The following is a 16,404-nucleotide window of genomic DNA, read 5'->3' on the forward strand; positions in this document are numbered from 1 at the left end:
GTGGGGGAAGAATGCTTTTTTACATGCTCTTAGTTTTGATACAACCTCTTCCTGTCTTATCGTACGACGGGTGTAGTGCCCCCGTCTACAACGTAGTTAGCACCTGTGATGTATGAGGCTTTGGGTGATACCAGGAAGCTGACCAGTTCTGCTACTTCAGCTGGTTCCGCCATTCTGCCCAGGGGCACGCCGCCTATCCTGGCACTGATGGCAGCGAAGGCCTGGTCGAAGCTAATGTTGGAAGCAGCGGCGATGTCTTCTATAAATGCTTTCATAGGTTCTGTTTTGGTCAAACCCGGAGAAACGGTGACTACCCTGATACCTTTGGTGGCGACTTCCGTTGCCAGGGTTTTGCTGTAAGCATTCAGGGCTGCTTTGGAGATACCGTAGGCCATATTCGCATCCCAGAAAGGTTGCAATGCGCTGACGGAGGAGATGTGAATGATCACTCCACTTTTTCGTTCGATCATAGCGGGTAGTAAGGCCCTGTCGAGGTGAATGGAGGTGAGTAAATTCAGTTGTAATGAATTCAGCCAGTGCTCATTTGTGAGGGCACTAAAACCGCCGCCTGGGGCATTATTACCACCGATGTTATTAACAAGGACGTCTACGTCCTTCACTATATTGGCAAGCCGGTCAATCTCTTCAGGTTTAGAAAGATCAGCGGCAATGAATTGGTGTTTTGGATTCATGTCCGGGGATGGGTTCCTGGCTGTTACGATTACTTCAGCGCCTTCCTGTGATAGTTTATCGGCAATTGCTTTCCCGATTCCTTTTGTTCCGCCTGTGACGAGTACTTTCATTGTTTATTATTTATTGTGAAATGATTGTTTCAAAATAAAATACAAGCCTTCTAATTCTGAATTGATCGTTTCAGAATTGGAGAAAAAAAATGCGCTAGCGCGCAAGTTGTTTGATGGCGAACTGGGCCATCTGTTTGAGCCTATGTGGATCCTGGTGAAGGATGTAGGATTCGTGCCAGCCGGTGATCAGACTGAGTAAATAATCAGTGAGGAGGACCGGGTCGGCATCTGCTGCGAGTTCGCCCTGTTCTTTGGCTTTTTGGAGCAGAGATCCGATTAATTGATGGGTGGCATCGCCGTTGTACTTAAGGATAGCCAGGATTTCTTCGTCATCGTTGGCTATTTCAAAAGTGGTTTTGATGATCATACAACTATTCGCCTTGTTGATGATATCATTGACGGAGTTGTTGATCAGATTGACGACGGCATTGAGGGGGGAGCGGGCAGCCTGTGCATTTTTCTTTGCCAGTTCCATGTGGGAGTGGGTGTAGTGTGTGATACACTTTACAAAGAGGGCGTGTTTATCGCCGATGGTGTTATAGAGGCTGCTGCTATTTATCTTCATGGCATTGGTGAGATCACGCATAGAGGCGGCGCTGTAGCCTTTTTCCCAAAAGACTTCCATTGCTTTTTCGATTGCCTCTTCTTCGTTAAACTCTACGCTTCTTGCCATGAGTGATTACCAATTATGAGGCAAATGTAATGCTTTTTCTGAAACAATCATTTCAGAATTGAAATTTTTCCTGATCCTATAAATAAAAGAATGGGGCTCGTAGCTATCATAAAAATATTTATACCTTTAATTTATGGTAAATCTGGAATGGTACAGGACTTTTAAAGCTGTTTATCAAACGGGGTCTCTAACCGCGGCGGCGAAGGCGTTGTTCATATCGCAGCCGAATGTGAGTCAGCATTTGTCATCATTGGAGGCGCATGTGGGGAAGACGTTGTTTGAGCGGAAGCCGAGGATTGTACCAACGGAGTATGGGAAGTTATTTTATACGCAGATAGTGGAGCCGTTGGAAAAGCTGGAAAAGGTGGAGGCGAGTTTTAATGCGGCTTGTCTGAAGACGCAATGGCCGCTTATCAGGTTGGGAGCTGTGCAGGAATATTTCCAGGCGGTGTTAGCGGCGCATATTTCGGATCTTGAGGCGAACCTGGTTATTGCTTTTGGGCGTACACATGATTTGTTGGGCAGGTTGCATAAAGGCACTTTGGATTTTGTGGTGGCGACGAAGCTGACGGATTATAAGAATATTGTTTTTGAACCGATACGACAGGAGCGGTTTGTGATTGCGGGGAGTGAGGGGATTGATACGACTGAGTTTGACCAGTATGTGCGTGATGAGGATTGGGGTCGTGCGGAGGCGTGGTTGTTGTCGCAGCAATGGTTTGCTTACAGTGCGGACCTGGCGATCATCAGGCGGTTTTGGCAGAAGAATTTTGCGAAGCGACCGGCGATAAAGCCTTATTGTGTGATACCGGATATGAATATTATTTTGAAGTCGCTGAGGTATGGGCATGCATTGACAATAGCGGCGGATTACCTGGTGGATGATGAGGTGAAGGTTATCTGGAATGGGCATGTAGCGGCGGAGAATACGCTGTATTTGGCTTATGATAAGACAAGGGTGACGACGGATCTGGTGGCTTTGATGAAACAGTTTGTTGGGATATAAAAAGGTTATTGCTTTCTCCTTGGTTTAATTGCGGGATAGTATGGATAGTAGATTTTTAATCAAGCCAGGGTTTTGAGCATTTTGAAATTGATCAGTTCTATTCCTTTTACATTTACATGTTGTTTGTTTTGGATGGTAAAACCCATCTTTTGGAAAAACGGCTTGGCAGTGATGCTTACATCTGCGGTGATCTGATTTTGATGTAAGGATATTGCGGCTTGTTCGGTTTTGTTATAAAGGGCAGTGGCGATACCTTGTCGCTGGTGGTCTTTATGGACGTAAAAAAGGTCGATGTAATTGCCATTACAGAGGGTAGAAAACCCGGTGATGTGGTGATCTTGTTCGGCGACAAAAATGAGTTGTGTGGCGAATACTTGTTCCCAGCGGTCAGGGTTTTCTGCGCCGGCCGCCCATACGGAGAGTTGTTCAGGGTTGTAGTTTTCTTTACAAATGGCGTTGATTGTGTTTGCAAAGAGTTGACGCATTTCGGTCAGGTCAATATGGAGGGCCTGGCGGATGGTGATGGGTTGCATAAATTACTTACATTTGGTTTAGAAGTATTTATATTTTTACTTGTCTTACCTGCATCTCTTCATGTAAAAGAGATGGAAGATACTAAACAATCTGGAGTTGATGTATGGATAGCCAGGAATAAGGGTCCGATGATTTGAATTCTCTTAAATACTTATTAAATTCCCGTACTATGAAAAAATTAGACGATATCGAAAATCTGGCGGCCAAAGTTGAAATGGCGCAGAAAAGTTATAACTATCAAAAAGATCTTACGGACGAGTTGGATCAACTAACTGGAGATTTCTCTGAAGTGGATATTCTAAAGATCGTGCTGTGGAAACTAAACCGATATGTGGATGTAAAGCATGATTTAATTACTGCTATTAATGAATTAAAGAAAGAATATTCTACAGAGCAGGCAAAAGAAGTATTGGGAAAATTATTGGCTTGTCGGGGAATTGACTTGCCAATGGCTTCCACAATACTCCGATTTGCAGTTCCTGATGAGTTGCAAATTCTCGATCAAAGGGCCTACCGGATCCTTGTTGGGGATACCTTTAAATTGCCTAGATTAATTGAAGATAAAATTAGAACATACTTTGATTATATAGATAAGCTAAAGGAAAAATGCCTTGCGCTTAATATACCTTTCAGAGAATCAGATAGAATACTATATGAGTTAGACAAAGCTGTCAACAGCGATGAAAAACTTAACGGGTATTAGCTGGCATTCTCTTTTCAATATACCAGCACCCTGCTATAAACACCACCATCGCTATTATATACACCACAATATAAACCGGCATTCCCAGCCAGCCTAAATAATCCTGCTGCTCCTTCGGCAAAAACATAAACAATACGGCAGTTGTATTACTCACGGCATGTACAATGATTCCGGGGATGACTGACTTTGTTTTATAATACACCCAGCCAAGGAACAATCCTGCAAAAAATGCAGGGATTGACTGCCATGGATTAAGGTGGATCAATGCAAAGAACAATGCTGAATATATAATCGCCCTGCGTGCCGGGTAATGTTGCAGCAATCCTTTCAATACGATCCCTCTGCAAAGCATTTCTTCCAGTATTGGCGCTGCCACTGAAATCATGATGATTGAGAAGATATCATTATTAAAGAGGCTATCAAAAAACCTGGCGATACTATCGGGCATTGGAATCAATGACGCAAGGCGATCCATACCTACTGTCATTGCTAAGGTGGTAATGATTAATACAGGAATCAGCCATGCGGGAAATGGATTGAAGCCCAGGCTAAAGGAGTCTGGCTGACTTTTCTTACTTTTCCTGGAGGCATACCAGATCGTTGCCAGCAGGGATATCGTATAAGCGACCAGGTTTTGAAATGATTGTATCAGGGGTGATGTAGGAACATTGGGAATAAGCTGGTAAAGCCCGGCGACTGCACCTATTCCAATCATGAAGAGTAATAGTATCAGGAATAGTATAAGGAGGTCCTTCACATTAGGGTATGCTTGATTGTCCATTATAACAGGGATTTCTGCTAAAATAGTGAATTTTTGAACCCCACGGGATTGCGGGGTTCGAGGTGGCTTTAGTCAGCCTGTCCGTTAGTTGATCTGGCTCAGCACATCAATTTCAATTTCCGCCTTGCCCGTTACATTTTGCACCAATTCCTTAAAATGTGCAGTAGAATTATGAAAATCAATAGCTGCCTGTGACTTCCATCCTTCAAGGATCACAATAATATCAGGATTTGACACATTCGCTGTCACGTCGTAGTATATATTCCCTTCCTCAGCCCTTGAGAGTTCGGCACATTTCAGGATACTTGCCAATACTTCCTCTCTGGTATCGGGAGTTACTTTAAACTTCGCAACAATTTTTAACGTTTTCATTTTGCTGATGTTTCTTTGCCTTCTCTGCACAAAAGTTATGCTACAGTACAAAATGTCATAAGGTTATTTTCGATAGTATTTATCGATAAAAGCGATAAGTATTTGTAAATTTAAGGATGAAACAGAGATTGCTTCTACTTGTCTGCGCTCTCTTCCTGTATATAGGGATGAATGCACAAAACAAGATTACAGTGGCTGTAGCGGCTAACATGCAGTATGCCATTGAGGCGCTGAAGTCGGCTTTTAATAAGCAGCATAAAGTTCAGATTGATGTTGTTTTAGGAGCTTCTGGCAAATTGACCCAGCAGATTATTGCAGGAGCACCATTTGATATTTTTATTTCTGCAGATACTGCTTTTCCGGCGAAGGTACAGGCTGCTGGTATGGCAGTGGCCGGACCAAAGACTTATGCACAGGGCATCCTGGTCTTATGGACCGCAAGAGCGGATATAAAGCCTGACATACAGTTATTAACGGGTAATAAGATTAGTCATATTGCCATTGCCAATCCGGCTACGGCTCCTTATGGAACGGCGGCAGTGAATGTGATGAAGAAGTATAAATTGTATGAAAAAGTGGCAGCGAAACTGGTGAGGGGGGAGAGTATCACCCAGGCGAGTCAGTACATTGCTTCCGGGAATGCGGAGATCGGGTTTACTGCGAAGTCTATTGTGATAGCTGATGCGATGAAGGGGAAAGGGCATTGGGTGGAGATCAGGCAGGAGGATTATGCGCCGATTAAGCAGGCGGCCGTCTTGTTGAAGGATAATGCGGCGGCGAATGAGTTTTATGGATTTTTGTTTTCCGCGCAGGCGAAGCGGGTGTTTGAGGAGTTTGGATATATTGTGAGGTGATGCGACTACTTATTTCCACCTTTTATTAGTTACATCTATTTTGAAATGATTGAGACTGCTCCCATATTACTTACTTTACAACTGGCACTGTTCACGACAGTGATCTTATTCCTGATCGCCATACCAATAGCATGGTGGCTTACTCAAAAGCCCTCCATCTTTAAAACAATTATGGAGGTGATAGTAAGTATGCCATTGGTATTGCCTCCTTCTGTGATTGGGTTTTACCTATTAATGGCATTCCGGCCGGAAGCATTTTTAGCAAAGTATATGCATATCAGGTTAGCGTTTACTTTTGAAGGGCTATTGTTAGGATCTTTATTATATAGCCTGCCTTTTATGGTGCACCCAATACAATCAGGACTGGCTTCCTTGCCGGGGAGTTTGAAAGAGGCTTCTTATTCATTGGGGAAATCAAAATGGGAGACCCTGGTGAGAGTGTTGTTGCCGAATATCAAGCCTTCTTTATTAACGGGGATTATTTTGACTTTTGCACATACTGTGGGCGAGTTTGGAATCGTGCTGATGGTAGGGGGGAATATTCCTGGGAAGACAAGGACGGCGGCGATTGCGATTTATGATGAGAATGATCAGTTTCATTATGATATAGCTAACAGGTATGCATTGGTGTTGATAGGGATTTCATTTGTGGTGTTGTTTTCGATGTATTTTATTAACAGGCGGATCCAGCGGGATAATTATTTTTAGTATGAGGATGGGAGATGTTTCTTTTATAGATAGGATATCAATGTATTTTCTTTGTAGGATAAACACAGCTGTCTGATTATTTCAATTATGAGAATAGTTGAGGGGTCTTTATCGATAGGATATCAATGTATTTTCTCTGCAGGACAGAACCAACAATCTAATTATTTCAATTATGAGGATAGTTGAGGTTTCTTTATCAATAGGATATCAATGTATTTTCTTTGTAGGAAAAAACCAGCTGTCTGATTATTTCAATTATGAAGATAGGTGAGGGTTCTTCATCAATAGGATATCAATGTATTTCCTCTGCAGGACAGAACCAACTGTCTAATTATTTCCTTGTATGATTCAGTTATCATTAGAAAAGCATTTACATACTGCTGATGGGGACATGCTCCTTCATCTTGATCTTACATTAAATAAAGGAGAATTCATCAGCTTATACGGGGCTTCAGGTGTTGGCAAGACGAGCATCCTCCGTATGCTGGCAGGATTTATGTCACCTGATAATGGGAGGATCAAAGTAGAAGAATCATCCTGGTTTGACAGTGAAAGAAAAATCAATGTAAGTCCGCAGCGGAGAAATGTAGGAATGGTATTCCAGGATTATGCATTGTTCCCCAATATGAATGTACGGGAGAATATAGCATTTGCTTTGAAGAAGCAGGATCCGCCTGGAATAGTAGATGAATTACTGGAGGTGACGGGCTTGATGAAGCTGGCATTGAGAAAACCACAAGGCCTTTCCGGCGGACAAAAGCAAAGGGTTGCGCTGGCAAGGGCGATCGCACAGCGGCCAGCATTGTTGTTATTAGATGAGCCATTGTCGGCAATTGACAGGGAGATGCGGAGAGCCTTGCAGGGAACTTTGCAGGAAGTGCACCGGAGGTACCACCTGACGACTGTGATGGTGAGTCATGATGTGGAGGAGATTGTGAAATTGTCGGATAAAGTGGTGCATATTGAGAATGGGAAAGGTATTGAGTATAATTCGCCTGCGGCGTTTTTTGATTTGCAAAAAGGGGATGTGGTAGATGTGAGGCAGGAAGGTGATAAGACATATGTGACGGTGCTGGTGAAGAATGACGGGTGGAAAGCGGGTGATGGGATGGATGTGCATGGTAAGATGAATCTGCATGGTAAAATGGACGAGGATAGCAAGATAGACCTGCGTGGCAAGATAGACGAGGACGGTAAGATAGACGTGCATACCAAGATAGACGAGGACGGTAAGATAGACGTGCATGGCAAGATAAACGAGGACGGCAAGATAGACGTGCATGGTAAAATGGACGAAGATGGCAAGATAGACGTGCCTGGTAATGAGAACGACAAAATGAATGAGAACAGCCGCAAAAACCAGGACGACAGATTGAATATTGCTGGCAAATTTAAAGTAGGCGACAGCGTAAAATTCAAACGGGAGTAGGAAAGCTCCCCTACCTTGTAAGGGAGTAGAAGCGTCCTAATGCCTCATCTGCTCCTCATAACTCTTATAATCCGAATACCTCTCCCCCCTCCTGCCATTCAACTTCAAATAAATCCTCTTCTCCCGATTATCCAATATCATATTAAAATGATTCAACACCTGGTTCCCCAACAAAGTCGCCCTACCCCCCGGCTTTTCCGGATCTGCAGCATTCGTCACTATATCCTTAAACCGATAACCAGCCAGCTCCGCATCCAACCTCACAATCTTCTTCCCATTCAGCATCATCAATTCATGTAGTTTCCCCCAATTCCCATCCCTCCCGGTAAAATCCTCTCCTATCAGCATCGTACCATCCCTTCCCGTATCAAACAAGGTCCACCAGGTAAACGTCTGTCCATCATGATAGAATGACACCTCCAGTATTGGTCTGTTTTGCACATAGCTTATGGGCTGGCCCTTATAATCCTTTGCTTTTGCAGGCAAACGATCCCGTACGATCAGGATTTTCAGGTCATAATCCAATTCAATGACTTTATCCAAAAACAAACCATTACCAACAATCAAATCTTCCTCCGGCCGCATATTCCCTACCTCTGCAAATGGTAAATCTGCCCATTCCAAATGACCGATTGCCAGTTTATTCCGGTTACTCTTCCGCACCTCATTCACACCCTCTGTGTTATTCACCGTTATCTTATCATCGAAATTCAGCTGTAGTCTGCCAGATGAATGTTTATTCACAGCCTGGGTGCCAGCACCCATATCTAATTCAATCGTTACATCACTCGTATCATTGAGCTTCCCTTTCAGGAATACTTTTGAACCACCCAAAGTAAAAGGAATAGTATCCGGTAAAGACTGGGCAACAAGACTTTGCAGCTGCAATAACAATAATGTAATAATGATGATCCTGATCATGGCTAAATGGTTTACATATATTAGTTCCGTTTCAGTAAAAAAGGTTGCACTTTCTAAGAAGTTTTTTTACCTACCTTCACGTATATTATTTTTTACATACAAAGAAACAATGAAGAAAACCCTTTCCCTAAGACCTATGCTACTTACAGTATGCAGTATTTTAATCGGTCAATTTGTATTTGCACAGGATCGTGAAGGCTGGCAGGCCGATGGCAGTTTTGGCGTTGGAACAAGCAGCCCCAAAAAACTGTTTCAGGTACACAACAACAGAACAGAGGACAATAACATTCTCGTATCAGGCCGTTCTGCTTCTATCTGGTTTACCGAACTTCCTACTTTGCCGAAGAATTACAGTTATCCTTTTGGTAGAATAGGCCTGGCTTCAAGAACCGCGGCTTTTTTGCTGACTGCACAAAGTGGTGATTTTGTCATTCATAATGTTACTACAGGCGGTAATATCCTGTTTGGAACCGGCATGGATGATGCAGGTACAAATGGTGTAGAAAGAATGCGTTTATCTGCAAAAGGAAATCTTGGCATCAATGTAACTTCTCCTACCGCCAAATTACATGTGTATGGAGACGTACGTTTTCAGGGATTGCCTACAAGGCCAGGTACAGTACTCGTACTGGATGAAAATGGATACGTCTGCAAGAGTAATAGTCTGGTAGCAGTGCCTGTGAATACAGCGAATGATGTGGCCAGTCTGGAAGCGGAGGTAAAAGAACTGAAGAAAGAACTGGAAGAGTTGCGGGCACAGATGGCTGCATTGAGAACTGCAACAATGCCGGTAGCTTCGAATAATGATTAAAGGTTTTACATACAGTTGTCAGCCACTATTATTTTGTAATAATAATAGCCAATAACCAGAATGCAAACTATAATAATACCTTTTATCAATACCCGTTTTTGCATAAAACAAAAGCGGGTATTTTTTTCAATCATTAACTTTTGCATGTTATAATTTCCCCTATATTAGCGCCATAAAATTAACCCATGGAATAAGACACATATTCGCCACAGTAATACCTATGTTTTTTTAAACCCTAATCATAAAAAATGACACAGACCCAAAGCTGGAAGCTGATACTTATCAGTTTTTGCAGCATGTTAACCATTCAATTCGCCAACGCCCAAGGCTGGGTTGGCACTCCCGGACAGCGCCTGATCGCTGTAAATGATTCCCTCAGGTACGGTAGTTTATTTGTAGGTATTGGCACAAACACACCTACCTCCCAGTTACACACCACAGGTTCTGTACGTTTCACCGGTCTCACACAGTTCAATGCTGCACCTCGTTTTCTGGTCCAAGACAGCAGCGGCAGCGTTTTCTGGAAAGATGCGGCTACCATTGGCAGCAGCAATGACTGGTTGTTAACTGGTAATGCAGGTACTAACCCGGCATCCAACTTCGTGGGGACTAAAGATACTGCCAGACTCGTTTTCAGAACTAACAATGTAGAGAAAGCAACGATTCTCTCCAGTGGCAACACAGGTATAGGTCTGAGTACGCCCATTAAATTATTGCACATTCACAGTTCCAGCACCTCTGTTGAAGACAATACCATGATGATTTCCGGCCGATCTCCTTCTATCTGGTTCTCACAGAATCCAACGCAACCTGCGAGCGGACAAATTTCCACTCCGTTTGCGAGATTCGGGCTTGCTTCCAGGAGCGGAGCTTTCGTAACTACTTCTGTTGCGGGTGACTTCGTCCTGCAGGCATTGACATCCACAGGTAGCTTATTGTTAGGTACCGGTGTTGATTCTATTGGCACAAATGGCCTGGAAAAAGCACGGCTCTCTCCTGCCGGTAATTTCGGTATTAATACGACCGCACCTACTGCTAAGTTGCACGTAAATGGTACGGTACGTTTTCAGGGACTGACAACTGGTACTGGTAGTGTACTTGTAGTGGATGCAAATGGTAACGTGTATAGAAGTGCTACGCAGAGTGCTCGTGTAGCGGATACAGATGATGCACTGCAACAGCAGGTGAATGAATTAAAACAGGCATTGGCAGATGTACAGGCACAACTGGCTGCGCTGAAAAGCGGGAGTCTGCAGGTGACAGGCAACAACAATGCAACTACATCTTATTCACTGTCAAGCGCACCGAATCCTACTTCTGGCAGCACGATTATCAGGTATACATACCCTGGTACTGTGGAGCATGCTTACCTGACTGTAACTGATCTGAATGGCAGGCAGGTGAAGAGAGTTGATTTGAAAACAAATGGTGGTAACAGCGTAAACCTGTCACTGGATGGTGCTACAGCGGGTACGTATGTGTATAGCCTGGAGCTGGATGGTCGTGTGGTGGAAAGTAAGAAGCTGATGCTGGCCAGGTAATTTCCTTTTGCATTAAGGTAAATGATCGTGCAAGGAATGACTTTGCAGATAATATATTGCTGTTTGATTATGCAATATAAGACCCAGGCATACGATTGCTTATTAATATACAAATAGCGGGCCCTAAAAAGCCCGCTATTTTTGTGTTTTTGCTATAGCTTATTTATTTTTAATTGTAGAATGAATTGTTTAGAATGAATTGTTTAGAATGAATTGTTTAGAATGAATTGTTTAGAATGAATTGTTTAGAATGAATTGTTTAGAACGAATTGTTTAGAACGAATCGTTTAGAACGAATCGTTTAGAACGAATCGTTTAGAACGAATTGTTTAGAACGAATTGTTTAGAATGAATTGTTTAGAATGAATTGTTTAGAATGAATTGTTTAGAATGAATTGTTTAGAATGAATTGTTTAGAACGAATTGTTTAGAACGAATCGTTTAGAACGAATCGTTTAGAACGAATCGTTTAGAACGAATCGTTTAGAACGAATTGTTTAGAACGAATTGTTTAGAATGAATTGTTTAGAATGAATTGTTTAGAATGAATTGTTTAGAATGAATTGTTTAGAATGAATTGTTTAGAATGAATGCAATGAGCAAAAACATTCCTACTTACCCCTTGAATATTCTGAAGCAGGATGCAGCTGATCAGTTGGATTTTTTATTTGTTCATCAGAAGATTGAAACGCCCCAGGTGCCAATTGATCTTCCTTACAGGAGCAGCTATTATGGTGTAGGCATTTGTGTGCAGGGAGAGGCATTGCTGCATGCTAACCTGGAGAGTTATAAAATACAATCGGGCTGTGTGGTGACGATGTCTCCACATGTCATCAAGCAATGGCATTATATGTCGGCAGACTTTACAACCCTGACGATATTCTTCACAGACCTGTTCCTTGCAGGAAATGAACAGTTCCCTTTTTTTGAGCGCGTAGCCAATCATGTGTTTGCGGTGAGTGCTGCGGAGGCGAAAGGAATTATTGCTTCATTGAAATTTATTCAGCAGAAATATGAGAAGGCTGCGGGGTTTAGGAATGAGATTTTACAATCCCTGGCAAAGGTTTTATTGTATGAGATGACAGTGTTGTATAATCAGCAAAGCTTTGTTGTAAATACACCTGGCCGGAGTCAGTTGCTAAGCGCTGATTTTAAAAAGCTCGTACAGCAGTATTTTTATACTGAACGAAGTGTGCGTTTTTATGCAGAGAAATTGTTTGTAAGCCGGAAACATTTATCAGAGACAGTGAAAGAGATTACCGGGAAAACTGCCGGAGAGTGGATAGATGCTACCGTCGTTTTGGAAGCAAAGGTATTATTATTAAACCCCACCTATAGTATTGCACAGATTGCAGATATGCTCTATTTCTCCGACCAGTCAAGATTTGGAAGGTACTTCAAGAACCTGACCGGCTTATCTCCATTGGAATACCGGCAGACTTCATAATCCGCCTTTTTGCACAATAAGCCCGTCTTTCTGCCTTTTTGCAATTTTAAGGCTGGTTTACTTTTGGGTGATGATTGAACAATTGAAATGGCGCTATGCCGTAAAGAAATATGATTCGTCGAAAAAAGTGGATGACGAACAGATTGCATTGTTACAGGAGGTGATTCGCCTCTCTCCTTCTTCACATGGATTGCAGCCGTATAAGGTATTATTTATTAGTGACCCGGTAGTAAGGGAACGACTGCGGGCTGTATCATTTAATCAGTCGCAGGTGACGGATGCTGCCGTGCTGGTGGTATTTGCCATTGAGACAATGGTAGATGTGGACCATTATTTTGATCATGTGTGTAAGGTAAGAAATATGCAGCTGGAAGGGAATTTACTGCATCATAAAAACAATGTGGCAGCCAATCTACAAATGATGACGGCTGTAGAAAAACAACATTGGGCTACAAACCAGGCTTATATCGCTTTGGGTAATTTATTGTTTGCCGCGGCGCAGTTGGGGATTGATGCGAATCCGATGGAAGGATTTGTAGCGGCAAAATATGATGAGGTATTGGGCCTGAAAGACCTGCATACTGTGGTGATTGCGGGTATTGGATATAGACATGAGCAGGATCATTTTCAGCGATTTATTAAGGTGAGGAAACCGGTAGAGGAATTGTTTATAAATATATAAGTGATGAAAACGGGGAAGATTATTTTAACGCTTGCAGGTTTGTATACCGCATTTGGGTCTTATATTTTTGACTGGAATCATACGCATATTTATAATGCGCATTGGCCACCGCATGCAAAGTTTCATAATGCGCAGACGATGTTGCTGGGGACAATGCTGGGCTTAATGAGCTTGTGGATGATATGGGGTAAGCGTGTAAAAACACTCATTGATTTTAGGATAACGGTGGCGATAGTGAGCTTTTACTGGCTGGGACAGGTGGGGGCGTATTTCTTTCCGGGTACGGCTTTGGTGGATCCGGAATTTGTGAAGGAGTTGCCACCAGTACAATTAATCGTGTGTGGGATTGTATTTGCAGTGACGGGAGTTGGATATATGTTTGTAACTTCCTCTTATGGAAAAACAAACAACATTTCAACAATTTGCTGACCGGGTAGTAGGTATATTATCGACGGACGATTTTGTGGTAGGGTTGGCTGCTGGTGGTTCGTGGATTGGCGGACAGCTGGATGAATATTCTGATATTGATTTTGTAATGGTGACAAGAAAGGGGATTGGAGGGGATAAGGGGAAGATGATGGGGTATGCGGAACGGTTTGGGCATTTGCTCAATGCGTTTACGGGAGAGCATGTGGGGGAGCCGAGGTTATTGATTTGTCTGTATGATAAGCCTTTGTTGCATGTTGATATAAAGTTTGTAACGGTGGAGGAGTTTGGGCAGCGGGTGGAGAATCCGGTTTTATTATTGGATAAGGGAGGGATCTTGCAGGAGATACTGGATCGGACTACCGCGCAATTTCCTTATCCGGAGTATCAATGGATAGAGGACAGGTTTTGGATTTGGGTACATTATACCTTGCTGAAGGTGGGGCGGGGAGAGTATTTTGAGGTGTTGGAGTCTATTGGGTTTATGCGGAATGTGGTGTTGGGGCCTTTGTTGCATATTAGGAATGGGAATGAACCGAGGAGGTTGAGGAGGGTGGAGATGTTGTGCAGACCGGAGGAGGTGATGGGATTGAAGAGGACTTTGGCGGGGTATGACAGGGAGGCGATGTTGGCGGCATTGAGGGAGGTGGTGAGGATGTATAGGGATTTGCGGAGGGAGTTGTATACGGGTGAGGTGGAATTGCGCAGGGAGAGTGAAGAGCGGGTGATGGAATATTTTGATTCGATGTCTTAGGTGTTGGATATGAGGAACTTCAGATAATTTCTGAAGTTTTTTTTTGTTCTTTTTTTACTGCGTAGAAAGACTGCGCAGCACGGTAGTAATTTTGTTTTATCAACGGGAGAGGGAATGAAAGATTGAATCTCCCGGGGATTTAACCCTGAAGTTTAAGTTATTTTTTTTTGTTTGTAACCTTAGTTTTGAAAGTTATAGGGACAGCATTTGTAGCAAAAGGCGCAGATGGCTATAACTGGATAATGTTAGCCCTGAAAGCATCCATTGTGTTTATTGTTAGCCCCAATGGTATTCATTGTGATGTTGAGACCCGGAAAGCGTCCGTTGTGATTTGTTGACCTTGAGGTGTCCATTGTGTTGGAGTTGACACCCAAAGCGTCCATTGTGTTGAAAGTTGACCTTGAAGCATCCATTTGGATGTTGTTGACACCCGAAGCATCCATTGGGATGTAAGTTGACCCTGAAGCATCCATTTGGATGTTGTTGACACCCGAAGCATCCATTGGGATGTAAGTTGCCCCTGAAGCATCCATTTGGATGTTGTTGACACCCGAAGCATCCATTGGGATGTAAGTTGACCCTGAAGCGTCCATTGTATTGTTAGTTTCCCCAGGGAGGTATATGGTGATATCTCTCAACGGACCGGTAGTTCAGTTGGTAGAATTGTGGATTGTCGATCCATCGGTCGCGGGTTCGAATCCCGTCTGGTCCGCAAGGAATTAAACCCGCGCTAAGCACGGGTTTTAATCTTTATATGAACACTCATAAATGCATAAACTGTTTTTCTTCAATTTAATTGGTTTTCGAATTGAATTTCATGATTCAAAATCTGGCTTTATCAGCTAATTTGTTCTTCTATCTAATGTTATAATAACAAGTTTAGAGATTTCAATTATTTCCATCGATTTTGCATTTTGGAAATTTCAGATCAAATTTTTCCGTCAGGTTTTAAATCATTATAAAATTCAATTTTTCACACGTCCACATCCATCAAACTAAATTCATCCATTCTTTACCCCAAAAAAGAAACACAATCGCCCAACCACCGTCCCTCACCACTCCCCCACTCCCAACAAATGAATATTTAATATATATAACAGCATTGGGCTGAATCCTATTTTTAAACCCTACCTTTAATAAACGACCCCTACCCCATTTTAATACTCAATAGTTGATGCATGTGAATCTTTCAGGGTCGTCTCTTAAATAAGTACTGCCGCATTCAGCACTTACAGGTATCATGTAAATATTATGAAAAACGATTAATCCCTAAATGACAATGACACGCAAATTCGCATTATTATGTATGTTAACTGCCTTCGGTTGCTCCAAAGACCATAATGGGCCTGCTCCAGGAAGAGCCATACTAACATTTCCAGAACAGGATAAGATCTGTACAAACGGAATACTGCAATCTGATTCCACCACCACCCTGATCTTCACGTGGGAGAACTCTCTAAATACCAGCAATTACGAGCTGCATTATAAAAATCTCATCTCGCGGGACTCTACATCTATAATAGTCAACAGTAACATGGCAGCTGTACTCCTTCGCAGAGGACAGCCCTACTCATGGTATGTAGTATCAAAATCAAGTGAGACACCTGTAACCACCAAAAGCGATGTGTGGAAATTCTATATGGAAGGACCAGGAGCAATCACATATGCACCTTACCCCGCAGCATTAACAGCACCCCTATTCGGTGCAAAAGTGGATGCCGGAACTGTAGACCTCACCTGGACAGGTAACGACCCGGATAATGACATCAGTAGTTATGATGTCTATTTTGGTACAACACTCACTCCTCCTTTATTGCAAAGTAATGTTACCAATATGTACCTCAACGGACTGGCCATAGTAGCAAATACAACTTACTATTGGAAGATTGTAACACATGACGCTAAAGGCAATACCTCTATGTCTGATCAATTCCAATTTTTTGTACAATAAACTCCTAT

The 16,404-nt window shown here is 42.7% G+C and carries 19 protein-coding genes and 1 tRNA gene; 13 read left to right on the forward strand and 7 right to left on the reverse strand.

The genetic code is table 11. The annotated features are described in order from the left end of the window. Positions 1-56: 56 nt before the first annotated feature. Both DXN04_RS12095 and DXN04_RS12100 read right to left on the reverse strand, forming a co-directional pair. Positions 57-803 carry an SDR family oxidoreductase gene (locus tag DXN04_RS12095; RefSeq protein WP_116853626.1) on the reverse strand — a complete coding sequence of 249 codons (747 nt, stop codon included), beginning with the start codon at positions 801-803 and terminating at the stop codon, positions 57-59. A gap of 94 nt (positions 804-897) precedes the next feature. Further along, positions 898-1,476 (reverse strand): TetR/AcrR family transcriptional regulator, encoded by a 579-nt coding sequence (locus DXN04_RS12100; RefSeq protein ID WP_116853627.1) that lies wholly within the window; start codon positions 1,474-1,476, stop codon positions 898-900. 133 nt (positions 1,477-1,609) lie between these two features. Here DXN04_RS12100 and DXN04_RS12105 point away from each other — a divergent pair, with 133 nt between their 5' ends. Then, a complete protein-coding gene (locus tag DXN04_RS12105) occupies positions 1,610-2,482 on the forward strand; it encodes a LysR family transcriptional regulator (RefSeq protein WP_116853628.1) in 873 nt (290 codons plus the stop codon). 59 nt (positions 2,483-2,541) lie between these two features. Here DXN04_RS12105 and DXN04_RS12110 read toward each other — a convergent pair whose 3' ends face one another. Beyond that, positions 2,542-3,015, reverse strand: coding sequence for a GNAT family N-acetyltransferase (locus DXN04_RS12110; protein ID WP_199415029.1), 474 nt, complete (start codon positions 3,013-3,015; stop codon positions 2,542-2,544). A 170-nt stretch (positions 3,016-3,185) separates the two neighbouring features. Here DXN04_RS12110 and DXN04_RS12115 point away from each other — a divergent pair, with 170 nt between their 5' ends. After that, the gene (locus DXN04_RS12115) at positions 3,186-3,719 is read left to right on the forward strand and encodes a hypothetical protein (protein WP_116853629.1); all 534 of its coding nucleotides are present in this window, start codon (positions 3,186-3,188) and stop codon (positions 3,717-3,719) included. On the opposite strand, the gene DXN04_RS12120 is transcribed toward DXN04_RS12115, so the two are convergent. Beyond that, positions 3,706-4,500, reverse strand: coding sequence for a CPBP family intramembrane glutamic endopeptidase (locus DXN04_RS12120; protein ID WP_116853630.1), 795 nt, complete (start codon positions 4,498-4,500; stop codon positions 3,706-3,708). The genes DXN04_RS12115 and DXN04_RS12120 overlap by 14 nt on opposite strands. 84 nt (positions 4,501-4,584) lie before the next feature. Then, the gene (locus tag DXN04_RS12125) at positions 4,585-4,872 is read right to left on the reverse strand and encodes a putative quinol monooxygenase (protein WP_116853631.1); all 288 of its coding nucleotides are present in this window, start codon (positions 4,870-4,872) and stop codon (positions 4,585-4,587) included. A 116-nt stretch (positions 4,873-4,988) separates the two neighbouring features. Between DXN04_RS12125 and modA the strand changes: the two genes are divergently transcribed. From modA to DXN04_RS12140, 3 genes are all read left to right on the forward strand, one after another. After that, positions 4,989-5,726: a molybdate ABC transporter substrate-binding protein gene (gene modA, locus DXN04_RS12130; protein ID WP_116853632.1), complete on the forward strand. Its 738-nt coding sequence runs from the start codon at positions 4,989-4,991 to the stop codon at positions 5,724-5,726. A gap of 45 nt (positions 5,727-5,771) precedes the next feature. Further along, positions 5,772-6,434: a molybdate ABC transporter permease subunit gene (gene modB, locus DXN04_RS12135; RefSeq protein WP_116853633.1), complete on the forward strand. Its 663-nt coding sequence runs from the start codon at positions 5,772-5,774 to the stop codon at positions 6,432-6,434. Positions 6,435-6,777: 343 nt separating this feature from the next. Then, positions 6,778-7,863, forward strand: coding sequence for an ABC transporter ATP-binding protein (locus DXN04_RS12140; protein ID WP_116853634.1), 1,086 nt, complete (start codon positions 6,778-6,780; stop codon positions 7,861-7,863). A 36-nt stretch (positions 7,864-7,899) separates the two neighbouring features. Here DXN04_RS12140 and DXN04_RS12145 read toward each other — a convergent pair whose 3' ends face one another. Beyond that, positions 7,900-8,784, reverse strand: a complete 885-nt coding sequence (locus tag DXN04_RS12145; RefSeq protein ID WP_116853635.1) for a hypothetical protein — start codon at positions 8,782-8,784, stop codon at positions 7,900-7,902. Positions 8,785-8,893: 109 nt separating this feature from the next. On the opposite strand from DXN04_RS12145, the gene DXN04_RS12150 reads away from it, so the two are divergent. The 6 genes from DXN04_RS12150 to DXN04_RS12175 all read left to right on the forward strand — a co-directional run bounded on the left by DXN04_RS12150 (position 8,894) and on the right by DXN04_RS12175 (position 14,445). After that, complete coding sequence (locus DXN04_RS12150) at positions 8,894-9,595, forward strand: hypothetical protein (RefSeq protein WP_147319909.1); 702 nt, start codon at positions 8,894-8,896, stop codon at positions 9,593-9,595. A gap of 248 nt (positions 9,596-9,843) precedes the next feature. After that, positions 9,844-11,136: a T9SS type A sorting domain-containing protein gene (locus tag DXN04_RS12155; protein WP_116853637.1), complete on the forward strand. Its 1,293-nt coding sequence runs from the start codon at positions 9,844-9,846 to the stop codon at positions 11,134-11,136. 595 nt (positions 11,137-11,731) lie between these two features. After that, entirely contained in the window at positions 11,732-12,583 is an 852-nt protein-coding gene (locus tag DXN04_RS12160; protein ID WP_158568981.1) for an AraC family transcriptional regulator, read from the forward strand. Between the two features lie 70 nt (positions 12,584-12,653). Further along, complete coding sequence (locus DXN04_RS12165) at positions 12,654-13,265, forward strand: NAD(P)H-dependent oxidoreductase (protein WP_116853639.1); 612 nt, start codon at positions 12,654-12,656, stop codon at positions 13,263-13,265. A 3-nt stretch (positions 13,266-13,268) separates the two neighbouring features. Then, the gene (locus tag DXN04_RS12170; protein ID WP_116853640.1) at positions 13,269-13,694 is read left to right on the forward strand and encodes a DUF6640 family protein; all 426 of its coding nucleotides are present in this window, start codon (positions 13,269-13,271) and stop codon (positions 13,692-13,694) included. Beyond that, on the forward strand, positions 13,660-14,445 hold the full coding sequence (locus DXN04_RS12175; protein ID WP_116853641.1) for a nucleotidyltransferase domain-containing protein: 786 nt from the start codon (positions 13,660-13,662) through the stop codon (positions 14,443-14,445). The genes DXN04_RS12170 and DXN04_RS12175 overlap by 35 nt, the downstream gene beginning before the upstream one ends. Positions 14,446-14,690: 245 nt before the next feature. Here DXN04_RS12175 and DXN04_RS12180 read toward each other — a convergent pair whose 3' ends face one another. Continuing rightward, positions 14,691-15,038, reverse strand: a complete 348-nt coding sequence (locus DXN04_RS12180) for a hypothetical protein (RefSeq protein ID WP_147319910.1) — start codon at positions 15,036-15,038, stop codon at positions 14,691-14,693. Positions 15,039-15,084: 46 nt separating this feature from the next. Here DXN04_RS12180 and DXN04_RS12185 point away from each other — a divergent pair. Next, a tRNA-Asp gene (locus tag DXN04_RS12185) sits at positions 15,085-15,157 on the forward strand. Between the two features lie 567 nt (positions 15,158-15,724). Next, positions 15,725-16,396 carry a hypothetical protein gene (locus DXN04_RS12190; protein WP_147319911.1) on the forward strand — a complete coding sequence of 224 codons (672 nt, stop codon included), beginning with the start codon at positions 15,725-15,727 and terminating at the stop codon, positions 16,394-16,396. Positions 16,397-16,404 lie beyond the last annotated feature (8 nt).

The sequence above is a fragment of the Chitinophaga silvisoli genome, from assembly GCF_003412465.1.
Lineage (GTDB): Bacteria > Bacteroidota > Bacteroidia > Chitinophagales > Chitinophagaceae > Chitinophaga > Chitinophaga silvisoli.